We start from the raw sequence: 17,989 nt of genomic DNA on the forward strand, positions 1-17,989 counted from the left end.
ACTATGTCCGAACATACTCAAGGACAAAAGCATTGTTCATTCTGCGGTAAAACGCAGTCTGAAGTCGGCAAGCTGATTGCTGGCGAAGACGCCTACATCTGTAATGAATGTGTAGACGTATGCTTGGATCTGGTTCAGACCAGTCAACAGGTAGAAACCAATGACTGGGCGAATCGTCCTTTGCCGAAACCGCATGAGATCCGTGCGGCGCTGGATCAATATGTAATTGGTCAGGACGTAGCGAAAAAGACGTTATCTGTTGCAGTATATAACCATTACAAGCGTTTAAAAGTGCAGACCAATGGTAAAAAAGCTGATGACAGCGTTGAAATTGCCAAAAGTAATATTTTGCTGGTCGGTCCAACAGGTTCGGGTAAAACCTTACTGGCACAGACACTTGCACGGTTGCTGGATGTACCATTTGCCATGGCAGATGCAACGACCTTAACCGAAGCAGGTTATGTCGGTGAAGATGTTGAAAATATCGTACAGAAGCTATTGCAAAAAGCTGATTATGATGTCGAGAAAGCGCAAAAGGGTATTATCTATATCGATGAAATCGACAAGATTACCCGTAAGTCTGAAAACCCATCCATTACACGTGATGTATCGGGTGAAGGCGTACAGCAAGCATTATTAAAAATGATCGAAGGTACGGTTGCTTCAATCCCGCCACAAGGTGGCCGTAAGCATCCGCAGCAGGAATTCATTCAGATTGATACTTCAAATATCCTGTTTATCTGTGGTGGTGCATTCTCAGGACTTGAGAAAATTGTGCAGCAACGTCAGGAGAAGGGGGGTATCGGCTTTACTGCGGAAGTACGCAATAAAGAGGAAACCAAGAAGCTATCTGACCTGTTCCGCCAAGTTGAAGCAACTGACCTGGTGAAATTCGGTCTGATTCCAGAATTCATTGGCCGTCTGCCAGTGATCGCAACGCTTGATGAGCTGGATGAAGAAGCTTTGATGCAAATCCTGACTGAGCCGAAGAATGCTTTAACTCGTCAGTATAAGCATCTGTTCGATATGGAAAATGTAGACCTGGTCTTTGAAGATTCTGCATTACGCGCTGTGGCGAAAAAAGCCCTGGAACGTAATACAGGTGCACGTGGTCTGCGTTCTATTCTTGAGAACTCATTGCTTGAAACCATGTATGACCTGCCAAGCCGTACCGATGTTGGTACTGTGGTAGTGAGTGAGGCTGTGATCAATGGCGAGGCTAAACCGGAATTCCGTCCGGAACGTCAGGCTGCTATTGAACAGACTGCTACTCCCAAGGCTGATTTAAAGGTAGTAAATAGTAAGTCTGCTTAACTGCTGTTCGTCTGAAACGTGCGAAAATGAACTGTTTTCGCACGTTTTTTATTTTCAAAAATAAATCACAATGTTAATCTCGTTTCTTAGGCGTGGACGCCTGATCATTCATATAAATTTATAAAAATGTGCATAAAATAATAAAGACGCAGTGAGGGATAAGCATGCGTGGAGCCGCAATTGTACTCATCAGCAGTTTAGCCTTGATGGGGTGTCATTCGAAGCACGCTGTTCAGGAACAGCAACTGACATCAACACTGAAAAATATCGATCTGAACAAAAAACCGGGTTTTGTCGAGCAGCATAAGGTAGGCATGTTCACGATTGGTGGATGGGTTAATCAAAAGCTGGGTCAACGTTTTACACCAGTGAAACCGCAACATGAACAGGCAGCAATGGTTTACTTATATCGTCCAGATTCGAAATGGAACCGCCAGGAAATTGTGGCTGCCAGTATTTTTATCAATCAGGAACGTATTCCAAGTCTGTTGCATAATCATTATTATTGGGTTGAGCTGCCACCGGGTATGTATCGTCTGAGTACCAGCCGTCCGCTCGGTGCACTGCATTTCCAGAAACCGAAATATCTGGATTTTAGCGTGGAATCTGGCAAATCCTACTTCATTAAATATGACGAAGAAAATATAACGACTCGCCGTACAGCTACAGGTCCGCTAATGCTGATGCCTGAAACTGTAGGTTTAAATGAAATTGCATTTACCCAGCTTAAGTCGGATAGTTTTAATTTTGTTGCCCAAGATCAGGATACGGGGAAACTTCGCAAGAAAGCCCAGAAAATTAAAGCCATCGAATATAATCCGACTGAAGACGTACAATTGACTACCCCATTTAAGTTATGGGATCCGCGTACTTGGTAATTAAACCTTTATAGGAAAAGAGTACAATAAAAAAAGCACCCATCAAGGGTGCTTTTTTTGCAGATTAAATTAGCCTGCAGCAGCGTCAACTACTGGAATCTTGCCAATTTTAGCTTGCCAGATTTTTGGTGCAGTTGCGTGTACAGAAGTACCGTTTACGTCGACCGCAACAGATACAGGCATGTCTTTCACCACGAACTTGTAGATTGCTTCCATACCAAGGTCAGCAAATGCTACAACTTCAGCTTCACGAATGGCTTTAGATACCAAGTATGCAGCACCACCCACAGCCATGAGGTAAGTCGCTTTGTTGTCTTTGATGGCTTCAACAGCAGCAGGACCACGATCCGCTTTACCAATCATGCCAAACATGCCAGTTGCTTCAAGGACTTGACGTGTAAATTTATCCATACGTGTAGCCGTGGTTGGACCAGCAGGACCTACAACTTCGTCGCCTACTGGATCTACAGGACCTACGTAGTAGATGAACTTGCCTTTAAGATCGACAGGAAGCTCTTCACCGTTGTTCAACATGTCAACCATACGTTTGTGAGCCGCGTCGCGACCTGTATAGATTGTACCGTTAAGAAGTAGGGTATCGCCTGGTTTCCAAGCGTTCATTTCTTCTTGAGTAATCGTGTCTAGGTCAACACGTTTAGATGATGATGAATCCCAAGTTACTTCAGGATAGTCTTCAAGTTTCGGTGCAATAATGTTTGCAACACCTGAACCATCAAGCGTGAAGTGTGCATGACGCGTTGCAGCACAGTTCGGAATCATGCCGACTGGTTTGCCCGCAGCGTGACATGGGTAATCTTTGATTTTGATGTCGAGAACAGTGGTTAAACCGCCAAGACCTTGCGCACCGATACCCAGAGCGTTTACTTTTTCGAAGATTTCGATACGAAGTTCTTCAAGTTTATTTTGCGGACCACGACGAAGAAGTTCGTCCATGTTGATCTCTTCCATCAATGCTTCTTTTGCAAGCATCATAGCTTTTTCAGCAGTACCACCGATACCAATACCCAGCATACCTGGTGGACACCAGCCTGCACCCATTGTTGGAACAGTTTTCAGTACCCAATCCACGATTGAGTCAGATGGGTTAAGCATTGCCAGTTTAGATTTGTTTTCTGAACCGCCACCTTTCGCTGCAACAGTGATGTCAACTTTATTACCTGGAACAAGTTTGTGGTAGATCACAGCAGGGGTGTTGTCTTTCGTATTCTTACGACCGAATGCAGGGTCAGCAAGTACAGACGCACGCAAGACATTAGAATTTTCTAGGTAACCTTGACGTACACCTTCGTTGATCGCATCGTCCAAGCTCATCGTTAAATCGAATTTAACGTCCATGCCCACTTCAACGAATACGTTTACGATACCGGTATCCTGGCAGATTGGGCGGTGGCCTTCTGCACACATACGAGAGTTAATTAAGATTTGCGCGATCGCATCTTTAGCCGCTTTGTTTTCTTCACGGTCATACGCACGACTCATCGCCTGGATGAAATCTTGTGGATGGTAGTAAGAAATGAACTGAAGCGCATCTTTAACCGATGTGATCAAGTCATCTTGCTTGATAATAGTTGTCATACAAAAATCTCTTGAGCGGGCTGATAGCTAGCGGGCTAAATTATATGACAAAACATAAAAGTTGTGGGACGTTTTACAAGGCTTTTGGGCGAAAGTTTAATGCGCGCTTATCTGCTTAGAGATAAAGTCTATCGTGTCATAATTTAACTAAAAACTGCCATAATAACTGTCATATTTCATGTTACAAAACCCAAAAAATAGTATTTATTTTTTCAAATAATTGAAATTAATAATTATTTTAAAAATAAAATACTTTTTATATTGTCATATAACTGTCATAAAACTTTCGCATAATGCACACATCGAAACGAAGAGATCCTAAGACAATGGTTACAGGTATTTTGATGGCTAGCGGTTTTTGTGTATATATCGCGGCGACTTGGATGTACGGTCAAAAAGAAGATCAAGCCTAAGCTTAATCTTCTTTTTTTATGCTAAAAAAATTATTCCCATATTTCTTTAAACAGACAATCCCCTAAATCTTTCCATCAATTCGTTACGCTACTCACTTGTTGAAACACACTGTATTTTTATAATTACACTATTAACCCAGTAATACTTAAAGTCTGATAACCCTTACACACAGTCGAATTTTTATTGCCTAGACTGATTTCTCTCAACTTCTATTAATAATAGGGCAATTGTAATGACTACAGTAAATCCAAGTGACATCAAGGAACATGCATCAGTAATTGCTTCAGACGGAACACAAGTTGGAAAAGTGGACCATTTAGAAGGTCAAGATTCAATTAAATTAACAAGAAGTGATGACGAAAATAATGAGCATCATCTGATTCCGTTAAGTTGGGTCAGTGAAGTGAAAGGCGATCAGGTCATTTTGAATAAAGCGGCCGATGATGTCCGTAATGAATGGACCACGATGTAAGTCAAACTACTTTTCTTTAACTTATATCTCTTTGTATAAGTTGATAAGAAAAGCAAATGATTTATCAAAGAATGCCAGTCAAATCGACTGGCATTCTTATATATGCAATTTTTAAGAATTAAAAAAAACCATCCACTGCGTCCATTGAATGATGAAAGCACAGATAGAGAATGGGGTTGGCAGGTTAGTGAGTTGCTTTAATCATTAATATTTTATTAATAGATAGTAAATTCGATTTTCATAGATTAATTTAAAAGGTAACTCTAAAATAAAGAGCGCGAATGAAAATCATAAATTGTATAATCTTATGAGGGATGAATGAAAAAGGGATCATCGATTACACGAGTATTGGATATTGTAGAAGCAATTTCTACAGCAAAGCATCCTCCAACTCCCTTGGATTTGTCCATTCAACTTGATATCCCTAAGCCTAGTATTCATCGACTGTTGCAGACATTAGAACAGGAAGGTTTTGTTACCTATGATATGTATGGTGGTTATATTATTGCCGACCGTACCTATAAGATGCTGATATGCACATGGGAACAAGAGTCTCGAAAAGTTGAACGACTGGCGATTCTTCAGAAATTATCCAATCAGATTAATGAAACTTGTGGGATTGCTATTTTAAATAATAATCAGATGCTTTATACCGACCGTGTACAAACCAACTGGCCATTACAAATTTACTTACCTGTAGGCTCAGAAGTACCTTTATGGTGTACCTCGAGTGGAAAATTATTTTTAAGTTATCAGCCGAAAAATAAACGTAAAAATATTGTTGAGCATTTACCTATTACTCAACTTACTAAAAATACGATCACTAATCCTGAACTTTTAGAACAAAACTTGGAAGAAATTTTTAATAAAAAATTAGGAACAGATAATGAGGAGTTTGTTGCGGGTATGGTGGCTTGCTCTGTACCTATTCAAAAAAATGACAATATTGTAGCCTGCTTATACACTCATGCACCCACGATAAGAAAATCATTAGATGATTTGCTAGCATTTGAGCCATTATTAAGAAGTGCAGCACATGAACTGAGTAAACTTATTGAAGATAAAGAATAAAAATGAGCAAATCTTTAGAAGATTTGCTCATTCGTAGAGGTGAATAGTTGAAATTAATTTAAGGTTGGCATAGAGAATTGCGCACCTTCTCTAATATTGGCAGATGGCCAACGTTGCGTGATTGTCTTACGGCGGGTATAGAAACGAGCACCGTCCGGACCATAAGCGTGTAAATCACCAAATAATGATCTTTTCCATCCCCCGAAACTGTGTGATGCAACTGGTACTGGTAGTGGGATATTAATCCCTACCATCCCAACTTGAATGTGGTCTGAGAAATAACGTGCAGCTTCACCATCACGAGTATAGATACAGGTCCCATTCCCGTATTCATGTTGATCAATCAGGTCCATCGCTTCTTGCATGGTATTTACTCGCAAGATTTGTAACACGGGGCCAAAAATTTCTTCTTTATAGCTCACCATGTCTGAACGTACCTGATCAATGAGTGTAGGTCCTACATAGAAACCATTTTCATAGCCTTCAGGGGCTACCTGACGGCCATCTACTACAATAGTGGCACCTTGCTGTTCTGCACTATCGATATAGCCAATTACTTTAGCTTTATGTTGAGCGGTAATCACTGCACCAAAATCATTACTTTTGTCAGAAAAATGACCGAATTTTAATTTTTGAATCTCATTTTTTAATTTTTCAATAACTTGATCAGCAATTTCATCACCTACTGCGACAGCTACTGATAAAGCCATGCAGCGCTCACCAGATGAACCAAATGCAGCACCAAGCAAAGAGCTAACGACATTATCTATATCAGCATCAGGCATAATAATGGCATGATTTTTTGCTCCGCCTAGAGCCTGACAACGTTTGCCTTGTGAAGTAGCAGTTGTATAAATGTATTCAGCAATTGGGGTAGAACCTACAAAGCTGATCGCTTGTACACGAGGATCATATAATAAGGTATCTACCGCTTCTTTATCTCCATTTACAACATTTAATACGCCATCTGGTAAACCAGCCTCTTTTAAAAGTTGGGCAATAAATAGTGTAGAAGATGGATCTCGTTCTGAAGGTTTCAGTATAAAAGTGTTCCCACATACAATTGCCATTGGGAACATCCACAGTGGAACCATAACAGGGAAGTTAAATGGTGTAATGCCCGCAACCACACCCAAAGGCTGCATTTCACTCCAGGAATCAATATTAGGTCCTACGTTTTTACTGTATTCGCCTTTTAGGAATTCAGGAGCACCACATGCATATTCTACATTTTCAATACCACGTTGTAGTTCACCTGCTGCATCATGAACAATTTTACCGTGTTCACTACCGATCAGCTCGCAGATTTTATCTGCATTTTTCTCAAGTAATTCTTTAAATTTAAACATTACCCGAGCACGTTTGAGTACAGGTGTGTTACGCCATTCTGGAAAAGCGGCTTCTGCAGCGGCAATGGCCTGTTCGACTGTCTGCTTACTTGCAATCGCAACTTCATTTTCTGAAGTACCAGTTGATGGATTAAAAACTGGTTGAGTGCGATGAGCTTCTAAGCAAGTTTCACCATTAATAAAATGTCCGATAGTTGTCATAATCTAATTCCTTAAATAAATATGATTAGGTGATTTTTTGAATCCTGGATTACCAAAGCTTGTTATAAAGTTCGACCATTTCTGGAATAGAGGGTACACGTGGGTTATTACCTGGTGAGCCAGAAGCTAAAGCTTGTTCTGCCATAGTCTGAACGACTTCATCAAAATATGTCTTTTCAACTCCAAATTCCGCAAGAGTAGGAACTTGTAGTTCTTGATTGATTTGAATAAGTGCAGATACCAATTTCTGGTTGGCCACATCATCATGATCATCAATATGTGCGACCCCAATGGCACGGGCACAATTAGCATAGCGTTCAGATGCAGCTGCAATTGAATATTCAGTAATCATGGGTAATAACATGGCATTGGAAAGGCCATGGGGTACATGGAAAAAAGCACCTAATGGTCGACTCATACCGTGAACGAGAGCCACGGAGGCATTTGAAAAGGCGATACCGGCCAAGGTAGATCCAAGCATCATGCTTTCTCGCGCAAGTTCATTGCTTGGTTCCTGGTAGACACGTTGTAAGTTAGGACCGATCAAACGCATAGCAGCGATAGCCTGTGCATCACTATAAGGACTTGCTTTTTTACTCACATAAGCTTCTATGGCGTGGGTTAAAGCATCAATACCTGTGTCTGCTGTTGTCCGGGCAGGTAAAGACATAGTTAATTGATAGTCTACGATCGCAGCAATAGGGAGAAAGCCTATTCCTGCACAGAGCATTTTTTCACTTGTTGCATCATTGGTAATAATCGTAAAACGTGTACATTCAGAGCCGGTACCAGCTGTCGTTGGAATGGCAATAATAGGCAAACCTGTTTCATTGACCTGGCGAGGAAATTTATAGTCATGAATCTCACCACCGAACTTTCCCAAAATACTAATAGCTTTGGCACTATCAATTGGGCTACCACCGCCAACCGCGATAATTGAATCGTATTGACTTGATTTAATTTTGACTACACCTGCTTCAATAGAGCCCGATGTCGGTTCTGGTATAGTTTCATCAAAATATTCAGATGTGATATTTGCTTCATTGAGAATATTCTGGATTTCTGAAACATAACCCAGCGAGACCATCACTTTATCTGTGATAATAAGTGGCTTGCTGCATCCTATGGTTTTTAATATTTCTGGGAGTTTAAATCTTGAGTTTTTACCAATTTCCATAATTCTTGGCAAATTAATAGTATGGGTCATTCATATCTTCCTTTATTAATAACTTTCCAACTTGTTTTAGAAAGAACCAAACATTGTTCCAAGTGTAATAACACCAGTCAGTGCAATTAATGGAATAATGACTGCGACGACAAACATGTCGTAATAGGATTGTTTATGTGTCAGTCCACATAAAGTAATAATGGTAATCACCGCGCCGTTATGAGGAAGAGAGTCTAGTGCACCAGAAGCCATGGAGGCGACACGATGCATAAGTTCTGGATTGATTCCGAATTCAGTTGCCAAATTCATATAGGTTTCACCCATCGTATTTAAGGCAATACTCAAACCACCAGAAGCAGAACCTGTAATACCGGCTAAGACATTAATTACGATTGCTTCTGAGATTAGAGGGTTATGAGGTGCAAGCCCTACAAGGAAGTCTCTAAGAATGAGGAAGCCAGCTAAGGAAGCGATGACTGAGCCATAACCTACTTCTGATGCTGTGTTAAAAATAGGCAAGAAAGAAGAAGATACACCTTGTTGTAGTGACTCTTTAACATCAGCAATCCTGTTCCAGTTACAGAAAATAATAGTTAAACAGGCAAGTACTAAGGCGCAGATAATGGCCCATAAACCAACAACAGAGTTAAGAGAGGTATTACCGAATTTATCTGTGGCTAAATATGAAACGTCAAGCTGAGGTAAGATCAATTTAGTTAAAACAAGGTTTGCCACAATCACCACAATAATTGGGACAAATGCGATCATCAAGCTAGGACCTGCTTGGTGACGCGGGCCTTGATGATGTTCTATATGATTCCCATAGCCCTCATTATTTGCAGCAGCATGCGCAATTCTGCGATTAAGCCACCACATACCTGCAATTAGCATAAAGATTGAGGAAATTATTCCCAAACCAGGTGCTGCATAAAGATCTGTTCCAAAGAAAGGCATTGGAATAGCATTCTGAATCGCTGGTGTACCTGGTAATGCAGTCATTGTAAAGGTCAATGCACCTAACATGATTGCACCTGGAATCAACCGTTTAGGGATATTTAGTTCTCGAAATAATGCGGCTGCAATTGGAAATACGGCAAAACCAACAACAAACAGTGAAACCCCACCATATGTCAGTACTGCGCATGACAATACAATTGAAAGCATTGCACGGTGATGACCTAATTTATTTACAAAGAAGTTAGCAATAGTATTTGCTGAACCCGAGTCATCCATTAATTTCCCAAAAATGGCGCCAAGTAAAAATAACGGGAAATATTTGATGATGTAACCACCGAGGCCAGTCATAAAAACTTGCGAGTAAAACCCGAGTAATTCATGACTATACCCGCTCCAAAGCACGGCAAATAATGATAAAGCAGGTGCCAAAATAATTACGCTAAATCCTTTATATGCTAGATACATGAGCAATATTAAGGATAAGACAATTCCTATCAGTCCTATCATGGGCACACATCCTGTCTATTTTAAATATTCTTATAATTTCCATATAATGATACGATTCGTATCATTATTGATGTATATAATTTATGCAAAAGGAAGTCAAGCTCTTTTGGCAATGTATTTCTATTACTAAACAAAATTATTAATAGATGAATTTTTACATGAAAAATAAATATATGTTTTAAATATAAAATTATTTAAACAGAATAAAAAACCACCCTTATGGGTGGTTTTAAAAATTTAGAATATATCTATTGATCTTGCTGATCTGCCTGAATCGCAGTGAGTGCAATAGTAAATACGATATCATCCACCAAGGCACCACGTGACAAGTCATTTACTGGCTTATTCAGGCCTTGCAGCATTGGGCCAACACTCACCACATTTGCTGCACGTTGCACCGCTTTATAAGTAGTGTTACCCGTATTCAAATCCGGGAAGATAAAGACATTGGCACGACCAGCTACTTGGGAATCCGGTGCTTTTTGGCGCCCCACGCTTTCAACCGATGCAGCGTCATATTGCAATGGACCATCAATCAACAGGTCAGGGCGACGTTCCTTGGCAATACGGGTAGCTTCTGCCACTTTCTCTACATCAGCACCGGCACCAGAAGTTCCGGTAGAGTAAGAAATCATAGCAATACGTGGGTCAATACCAAAAGCTTTTGCCGAGTCAGCAGACTGGATGGCAATTTCTGCCAGTTGCGCAGCATCCGGATCCGGATTAATCGCGCAGTCACCATATACATATACTTCATCTGGTAACAGCATAAAGAACACCGAGGAAACCAGTGAATAATCTGGCGCAGTCTTAATCAGCTGGAAGGCTGGACGCACAGTATTTGCAGTAGTGTGAACTGCACCAGATACCAAGCCATCCACCTGATTAAGGGCTAGCATCATCGTGCCTAAAACAACAGTATCTTGCAGCTGCTCTTTGGCTTGCAGTTCATTCAGCTTGCCTTTACGCAGCGTTACCATTTTTTCGACATAGTTGTCTCGAATCAGGTCAGGATCGACAATTTCTAAACCTTCTGGCAATTCAATGCCACGTGCTTTGGCAACTTCCAGTACGGCTTCAGGTTTCGCCAGCAGAATACAATGCGCAATACCACGTGACTGACAGATAGCTGCGGCCTGAATGGTACGTGGCTCATCACCTTCAGGTAGCACAATGCGTTTTTTTGCTGCAATCGATTTTTGTACCAGCTCATGACGGAAAGCAGAAGGAGACAGGCGTGGCTTGTAGGTGCCATTTAGCATCTGAATCAGCCAGTCTGGATTGATATGGCTAGATACAAAACGGGTGACCTGATCAGCACGTTCTGTATCATCAACTGGAATTTCATTGCCAAGATTGGCCAGCTTCTGCGCAGTTTCGAATGTGCTTAATGGGGTATGTAAAATTGGCAGGCCATGTTTAATTGCAGACTGGCAGAAACCTAACACCTGTTCGTTTGGCTGATGTTGCTCAGTCAGGACTAACCCCGCCAATGGAATACCATTACAGCTCGCCAGGCTACTTGCCAGCAGCACATCGACCCGGTCAGAGGCAGTAATGATCAGTTCACCCGCGACAAATTTATGCAGTTCATGTTCAATGCTGGATGCAATCAGGCTGCTATGCTGAACACGGCGTTGAGCCGCTTCACCTTGATGGATCCATAGCGCAGAAATATGTACAGCCAGATCGGACATACGTGGCACGCTCAGGGTTTTACTAAACGGAACCAAGCCAATCACTGGTAGTTTGTCAGAGCCGATATATGGATGGGTTTTCTGAATAGCTTGTACAAACTGTTCAGTTTCAGCAGTCAGACGCAGTTCTGGATCAATGGTCACTGGAATCTGGGCAGATTCTTCAGGTAAGCCTTTGGTACGCATGAACAGGATACTAGACAGGCGTGTTGAGCTTGCACCACCAAAATTGCGAATCTGATTTTCAACTTTTTCTGCTGTTTGTACTGGATGACGGATATCGGCATTGCTGATAATAACGACTTTGGCATCGAGCGCCTGAGCCAGAGAAGCATTCAGTTCATCGACAAAGCTGTCACGACCATTTGGCACTACACCTTCTACAATAATCAGGTCGTGATTGCGGGCAATTTCACGATGCAGACGCACGGCATCCTCTAGAAGTTCATCCTGCTCGCCATGACTGAGACGTTGCATCATTGCGTTATAGCTGATGGGTTCCACAGTCTTTGCATTGGAGATATGACGATACAGGGCAGTGGTACGGTCTGCCGTATCCGTAATTTCCTGAGAAAATGGTTTGACAAAACCAGCCTTTACACCTTGGCATTCCAGTGCGTAAATCAGGCCTAAGCATGCTGACGTTAAACCAACGCCTTCCCCAGTCGGAACTAATAGAATGGTCTTCATAGCGTATTCAAATATCTAAAATCAAATAGAAGGTATAGGAATCCTACGCTTGCTTAAGCAAGCGTAGCCTCAGGTTCAGACTTTTTTGCAGTGGTGTTCTCCACTTCCTGCTCAACCACGCTGTGGGTTTCTTTGGCGATACGGCCTTCTTCATCGGTTGGTACGACCCAGATTTGTGGGCCTGTACCATTATCGATGCGACCTTCAGTACCACGCTTTAATACATTATTAGCATCTTTATCGAGGTTAAAGCCAAAATGTGGCAGGTAAGCCATGGTTTTTTCACGGATATAAGCGGAGTTTTCACCGATACCACCTGTGAAGAACAAACCATCAAGACGCGGTAGACCACAACTTAAAGCAGCCAGTGATTTCGCTAGACGGTAGCAGAATACTTCAATCGCAAGCGTTGCATCTTCATTGCCATTTTCTGAAGCTTCGATCAGCGTACGCATGTCATTAGACAGATTGTCTGATAAACCGAGCAAACCACTTTCTTTGTTTAGCATTCTGTCAATTTTATAGACGTCCCAGCCCAGATTCGCTGCCAGGAAGCTATGCAGACTTGGGTCAACATCACCACTACGGGTACCCATTACCAGACCTTCCAGTGGAGTCAGGCCCATAGAAGTATCGACACTTTGCCCATTCCATACGGCACAGGTCGAACTTCCATTACCCAGATGTGCTGTTAACCAGCCACCTTGTTTAAAGCTGCCAGCCAGTTCAGAACCGCGCTCAGATACATAAGCATGGCTGGTACCATGGAAACCGTAGCGACGAACGCCAAAGTCAGTGTAAAGGAATTTAGGTACGGCATAACGGTAAGCATGTGCTGGCATGGTTTGATGGAACGCGGTATCGAATACTGCAACCTGTGGCAGATCCGGGAACAGGCGTTGCGTTGCTTCAATTCCAATCAGGTGTGCTGGATTATGTAGCGGTGCAAGCGGGGTAGCTTCACGAATTTTTTCAATAATTTCATCATTGATCAGTTCGGCTTTAGTCAAGCTGCCGCCGTGTACCACACGGTGACCAATCGCATCTGGTTTATAATTGGCTAGACGCTCCAGACCAACTTCTAGTGCTTTTTTATGATCTGCAAATGGGATATGGATGTCTACCGGTTCATTACCTACAGTCACACCTTTAATACGGGCATTTTCTGTGCCTAAGTTCTCAGCTAAGCCGTGAATACGGAAATTCTGTTCTTCAAGTAATAAGGCAAACTTGATTGAAGAAGAGCCACAATTAATAACTAATACTGATTTAGACACGATTGTTTACCCGATTCTAATTAAAATTCTCATCCATTTGATTGATCTATTTTGTGCGCCTAGGCGATGCAATTTAGATCAGTGATGCAGTTGTAACATGCGATATTTTTCTGTCCTAGATAGACTTTAGGTGATTAGACTTAAGCACTATCGATCATTTTGTCAGTTATAATTAAAATTTATCAGTTCATCGTTTTCATTTATCAATGAAATAGTAGTAAAAGCAGACCTCATTCAAAATAGCGTTGAGCCAATAAACCTTATAAAGCATGCTAAACAGATTCACTTTTTATAGTTTATACATTGAATTGCTGGAAATTTAAACAAGCTACAAATTTCCAAAGATAATCTTCATAAAAGGTGACCTAAAGGTTCACTGAGCTGGATTTTTATTTTCTTCATTTAGTTCTATAAAAAATCAGCCCTGCGAACAGAGCTGAAAATGATTTTTTACCGCATTGTTATTGACGAATCTGACCGTCACCAAATACGATCCATTTCTGTGAAGTCAGACCTTCAAGACCAACCGGACCACGGGCATGAATCTTGTCAGTTGAAATACCGATTTCTGCACCGAGACCATATTCAAAGCCATCAGCAAAGCGGGTAGAGGCGTTAATCATTACCGAACTTGAATCCACACCAGCTAAAAATTCGCGCGCAATACTGTAGTTTTCAGTGATGATTGAATCGGTATGATGTGAGCCATATTTATTAATATGTTCAATCGCTTCCTCAACGCCAGAAACCACCTTGACTGCCAGGATCGGACCAAGATATTCCGTATACCAGTCTTCTTCTGAAGCAGGTACTGCATTTTCCAGAATACGGCGAGTTGCAGGACAACCACGCAGTTCTACCTGTTTTTCTTCATACAGTTCGGCAATACGTGGCAGGAACTCTTCCGCAACTTTTTCATCGACCAGCAAAGTTTCCATGGCATTACATACGCCGTAGCGATGAGTTTTAGCATTCAGGGCAATAGGTAAGGCTTTGAGCAAGTCTGCCTGTGCTTCTACATAAACATGACAATTACCGTCAAGATGCTTAATTACTGGTACACGCGCATCATTGGTAATGCGTTCAATCAGGCCCTTACCACCACGAGGCACAATCACATCGACATATTCAGACATGGTAATCAGCTGACCCACTGCTGCACGGTCTGTGGTATTGATCACTTGCACGGCTGCTTCTGGTAGGCCTGAAACCTGCAAGCCGTGCTGAATCGCTTTGGCAATGGCCTGGTTAGATTCAAGTGCTTCCGAACCGCCACGTAAAATAATGGCATTACCAGATTTCAGTGCTAAAGATGCTGCTTCTAGGGTCACGTTTGGACGTGATTCATAGATCATGCCGACTACGCCAAGAGGTACGCGCATTTTGCCCAGCTGAATACCAGATGGACGATAGGCCATATCGGTAATTTCACCAATCGGATCGACCAGGCTAATCACATCATTTAAGCCCTGTAGCATGCCTTTGAAGCGTGCGGGAGTCAGTTCTAAGCGATCGAGGAGAGCACTGTCCAGATTATTGCTATGAGCTTTAGTCATATCAATCTGATTGGCAGCCAAAATCGCAGCTTCACTGTTTTTTAAAGCAGTATAAATTGCTGACAATGCATCATTTTTTGTTTGGGTGGACGCACGCGCCAAGATGCGTGAAGCCTGACGAGCCTGCTGTCCTACCGTTTGCATATATTGTTCAATAGACTCTTGCATAGCGGTTCGATCACTTAGAAATATCCTTCTGATATTAACAGCCTGAGCCGATACAATGAAGTCTGCTGGCTAAATTTCATGTGCTTTTACAATCGTTAAACATTTTGAAATCGTTTTATCTTTAAAAGCAGACAAGCGGTTGCAAGATTAGTTGCTTGTAAAAAGAACCTCTGTATAGAATGAATGACAGCGACATTGATGTCGAATTCAATAATAAATAAAGAGTAGGACGCGTATTCAGGTCTTTCACATTTGATCTTGAAGCATGAAATCTCTCAATAATTGCTTGCACAATAAAAATAAGGCAAGGATGGAGGAAAGGAAGATGAATTTCATTATCCAGATGGACCACCACCGCATTGAGCAACACAGCCACTATGCGTTTTTTGATCTATACGATAAAAACAGTTTTAAACAGCCACCACGTACGACCTGGATGGATGGCTGGAAAATTGAATATATGGCAATCGCCCGCCCTGAAACCCTGCATATGACACCGATGGTTATTATTGGTGGGGCATTTCAGAACTTTAATTCCTATAAATACTGTGTAGAGCAGCTGTTCGCTGCAGGTCCAATCATCCTGATTGACTTGCCTTCAATGGGCGCTAACCAGCAGATCACCAATGTGGATACTGGCATCTCTGCTGGCTCTCTGGAATTGGAAGATCTGGCAGGCATGCTAGGGCGCTGGCTAGAGCAAATGTGTTTGCCTAAGGTTGCAGTGTTGGGCATGTCATTAGGGTCTGTCGTCGCTTCCTGTCTGGCGGATCAGCGTCCTGAGCTGGTGGATCGCATGATCCTGATGGGGGTGATGCAAAAAACCCGCAAGAGCTGGCGGATGTTGCTGGAAGAATCCCTGCACCTGATGAAAGAAGGGCGTATGGACGAGTTTGGTCAAGCTGTCATTTTGTATCTGGTCAATCATGCCCGTTTAAAAGAAACCCGCATGTCGCCGACGGCCAAACGTCTGTTCTTCAGACAGATGGCAGAGTTTACCGCAACTGAGCAGGATCGTTATGATGTTAACTGCAACCGTCTATTACGCCTGAAACATGTGCCCATTCCACAATGTAAAGTACTCGTTGCTTGCGGCCAATATGACAGTTTTACCCTGCCGCATGAAAATGCTGGCTTTGCCCTACAGTGCCCAGACATGCAGTATGTACAGATTGCCAGTGCCGACCATGTACCACAGCTGCAGCGCCGTAAAGAAACCATGCATCTGTTCGCCACTTTCCTGCGTAATGAACCTGTAGATCAGCTGGAAGGGATTATTCCCTTTACTCGGGAACAGATGCTGAAACTTGAACGTCGTGGTGAAGACCGTATTCCGGTACAAGAGCCAGAACGTTTCCTGAGTCATCGACACTCGGATCTGCGTTTGCCTATCACTATTGTGGATTTAAGTTTCTTTGGTGTCTTATTTGAAATGGAAGAAGCGCAGGTGCAGCAGGCCATCCAGTATCCAAGGGATTTGGCTTTGCATCTGGAAGATGAAGAAGGTGAGTTCAAAATTGAATGCCTGATTTTCCAGCATGATGAAACGCAGATTCGTGCCTTGTTTAAGCACGGTAGTTTTGAAGTGGCGGAACGTTTGCTAGGTTTTGTGCAGACTCAAAAAGCTCTACTTGAAGCACAAGTGCTGGATGCAGTCGTTTAGAATGCTCCCGACCTGAATTTGAAAGTTAAATAGATACTTTGAAAAAAACAGCGTTATTCAACGCTGTTTTTTTTGGTCGCATGAATCATCCAGACTAGATCACCTAAATGCTCATCTTGCTCAGATGCTGGATTGGACTGCTGAGGTTGGGCAAAATAGCGCTGCGGCTGTTTTACTTCTACCGCTATAAAACCGGTCTGCTGACAAAACTGCTGTAATTCTTGGGGGGACTTAAAGTGGAAAGTAAAAGCACTACGTGACATAAACTTCAGTAAACGGCTGCATGTCCAGATAAAGCTGGCTAATCGGTTCTTCACCGGTTCAGGGTAAATATCGCTGAGGTAATGAATTTCCGGAAAGCGTTGTCCATACTCGGTAATACCTTTTAATAAGGTGTGCAGCATGTCCTTGTCAAAGTAGTTGATCAGTCCTTCGCTAATGACCACTAGTGGTCGTTCAGAATCAAAAACCTGAAAAATATTGGCCAGCTCTGCACTAAAAATATCAGCAGTCAAGACTTCTGGTGCATCCTGATCCAGAATTTTCAGCGCCTGAGTTTTGATCTTGGCCATATCTGGCAGATCAAGTTCGCGGTAATTGATTTCAGGAAATTTTTGTCTGAAATTCCAGCTACGCGGAGATAGTCCGCAAGCAATTTCCAGTACTTGTAGCTGTGGGTGCTGAGTAATGAGCTGACAGAGATGTTCATCAATCATCTGGTGGCGCTGTTTCAAGGTAGTACGCATACTGCCGCCCACGTGCTTTTCAGCCCAGGTTTCCAAGGGATGGACCAATGCAGCGAGAAATTTACCTCGCCCAGTCGCAAACACTGGATGAGAAATTCCCATTTGGTACCAGATATAGCCGGTATAGTGCGCAGTAAAAGAGATATGTCGATGTTGCGAGAGTGGTTGTGTCATGTCTTCCTGACCTTATTGTTATTGTATAAGTTTTTGTATTTTTACATCATAAACAAAAAGGAACACTTGTGGTGTTCCTTTTATCGTATTC

At 42.2% G+C, this 17,989-nt stretch carries 13 protein-coding genes; 5 read left to right on the forward strand and 8 right to left on the reverse strand.

Translation table 11 applies throughout. From position 1 onward, the window contains the following. Positions 1-3 precede the first annotated feature (3 nt). Positions 4-1,314 carry an ATP-dependent protease ATP-binding subunit ClpX gene (gene clpX / locus B3D47_RS12085; protein WP_004813200.1) on the forward strand — a complete coding sequence of 437 codons (1,311 nt, stop codon included), beginning with the start codon at positions 4-6 and terminating at the stop codon, positions 1,312-1,314. A 164-nt stretch (positions 1,315-1,478) separates the two neighbouring features. After that, a complete protein-coding gene (locus B3D47_RS12090; RefSeq protein ID WP_286862215.1) occupies positions 1,479-2,192 on the forward strand; it encodes a DUF2846 domain-containing protein in 714 nt (237 codons plus the stop codon). Positions 2,193-2,261: 69 nt separating this feature from the next. Here the strand turns inward: B3D47_RS12090 and B3D47_RS12095 are convergent, their stop codons facing one another. Continuing rightward, positions 2,262-3,788: a fumarate hydratase gene (locus tag B3D47_RS12095; RefSeq protein ID WP_004813196.1), complete on the reverse strand. Its 1,527-nt coding sequence runs from the start codon at positions 3,786-3,788 to the stop codon at positions 2,262-2,264. Between the two features lie 646 nt (positions 3,789-4,434). Between B3D47_RS12095 and B3D47_RS12100 the strand changes: the two genes are divergently transcribed. Beyond that, entirely contained in the window at positions 4,435-4,674 is a 240-nt protein-coding gene (locus B3D47_RS12100; RefSeq protein WP_004813194.1) for a DUF2171 domain-containing protein, read from the forward strand. A gap of 318 nt (positions 4,675-4,992) precedes the next feature. After that, positions 4,993-5,745 (forward strand): IclR family transcriptional regulator, encoded by a 753-nt coding sequence (locus B3D47_RS12105; protein ID WP_103800308.1) that lies wholly within the window; start codon positions 4,993-4,995, stop codon positions 5,743-5,745. Between the two features lie 53 nt (positions 5,746-5,798). Here B3D47_RS12105 and B3D47_RS12110 read toward each other — a convergent pair whose 3' ends face one another. The 6 genes from B3D47_RS12110 to B3D47_RS12135 all read right to left on the reverse strand — a co-directional run bounded on the left by B3D47_RS12110 (position 5,799) and on the right by B3D47_RS12135 (position 15,315). Next, positions 5,799-7,295, reverse strand: coding sequence for a CoA-acylating methylmalonate-semialdehyde dehydrogenase (locus tag B3D47_RS12110; RefSeq protein ID WP_163167200.1), 1,497 nt, complete (start codon positions 7,293-7,295; stop codon positions 5,799-5,801). A 49-nt stretch (positions 7,296-7,344) separates the two neighbouring features. Next, entirely contained in the window at positions 7,345-8,502 is a 1,158-nt protein-coding gene (locus tag B3D47_RS12115) for an iron-containing alcohol dehydrogenase (RefSeq protein WP_004890145.1), read from the reverse strand. 36 nt (positions 8,503-8,538) lie between these two features. Next, a complete protein-coding gene (locus B3D47_RS12120; RefSeq protein ID WP_103800311.1) occupies positions 8,539-9,927 on the reverse strand; it encodes a GntP family permease in 1,389 nt (462 codons plus the stop codon). 248 nt (positions 9,928-10,175) lie between these two features. Next, positions 10,176-12,314, reverse strand: coding sequence for a phosphate acetyltransferase (pta, locus tag B3D47_RS12125; protein WP_286862220.1), 2,139 nt, complete (start codon positions 12,312-12,314; stop codon positions 10,176-10,178). 53 nt (positions 12,315-12,367) lie between these two features. Then, the gene (locus B3D47_RS12130; RefSeq protein WP_004890138.1) at positions 12,368-13,591 is read right to left on the reverse strand and encodes an acetate/propionate family kinase; all 1,224 of its coding nucleotides are present in this window, start codon (positions 13,589-13,591) and stop codon (positions 12,368-12,370) included. Positions 13,592-14,052: 461 nt separating this feature from the next. Next, positions 14,053-15,315, reverse strand: coding sequence for a glutamate-5-semialdehyde dehydrogenase (locus B3D47_RS12135; protein ID WP_004890133.1), 1,263 nt, complete (start codon positions 15,313-15,315; stop codon positions 14,053-14,055). Between the two features lie 325 nt (positions 15,316-15,640). On the opposite strand from B3D47_RS12135, the gene B3D47_RS12140 reads away from it, so the two are divergent. Continuing rightward, on the forward strand, positions 15,641-16,978 hold the full coding sequence (locus tag B3D47_RS12140) for an alpha/beta fold hydrolase (RefSeq protein ID WP_286862222.1): 1,338 nt from the start codon (positions 15,641-15,643) through the stop codon (positions 16,976-16,978). Positions 16,979-17,031: 53 nt separating this feature from the next. On the opposite strand, the gene B3D47_RS12145 is transcribed toward B3D47_RS12140, so the two are convergent. Continuing rightward, complete coding sequence (locus tag B3D47_RS12145) at positions 17,032-17,898, reverse strand: class I SAM-dependent methyltransferase (RefSeq protein WP_286862224.1); 867 nt, start codon at positions 17,896-17,898, stop codon at positions 17,032-17,034. Between the last annotated feature and the right edge of the window lie 91 nt (positions 17,899-17,989).

It is taken from the genome of Acinetobacter sp. UBA3461, assembly GCF_002381195.1.
Lineage (GTDB): Bacteria > Pseudomonadota > Gammaproteobacteria > Pseudomonadales > Moraxellaceae > Acinetobacter > Acinetobacter schindleri.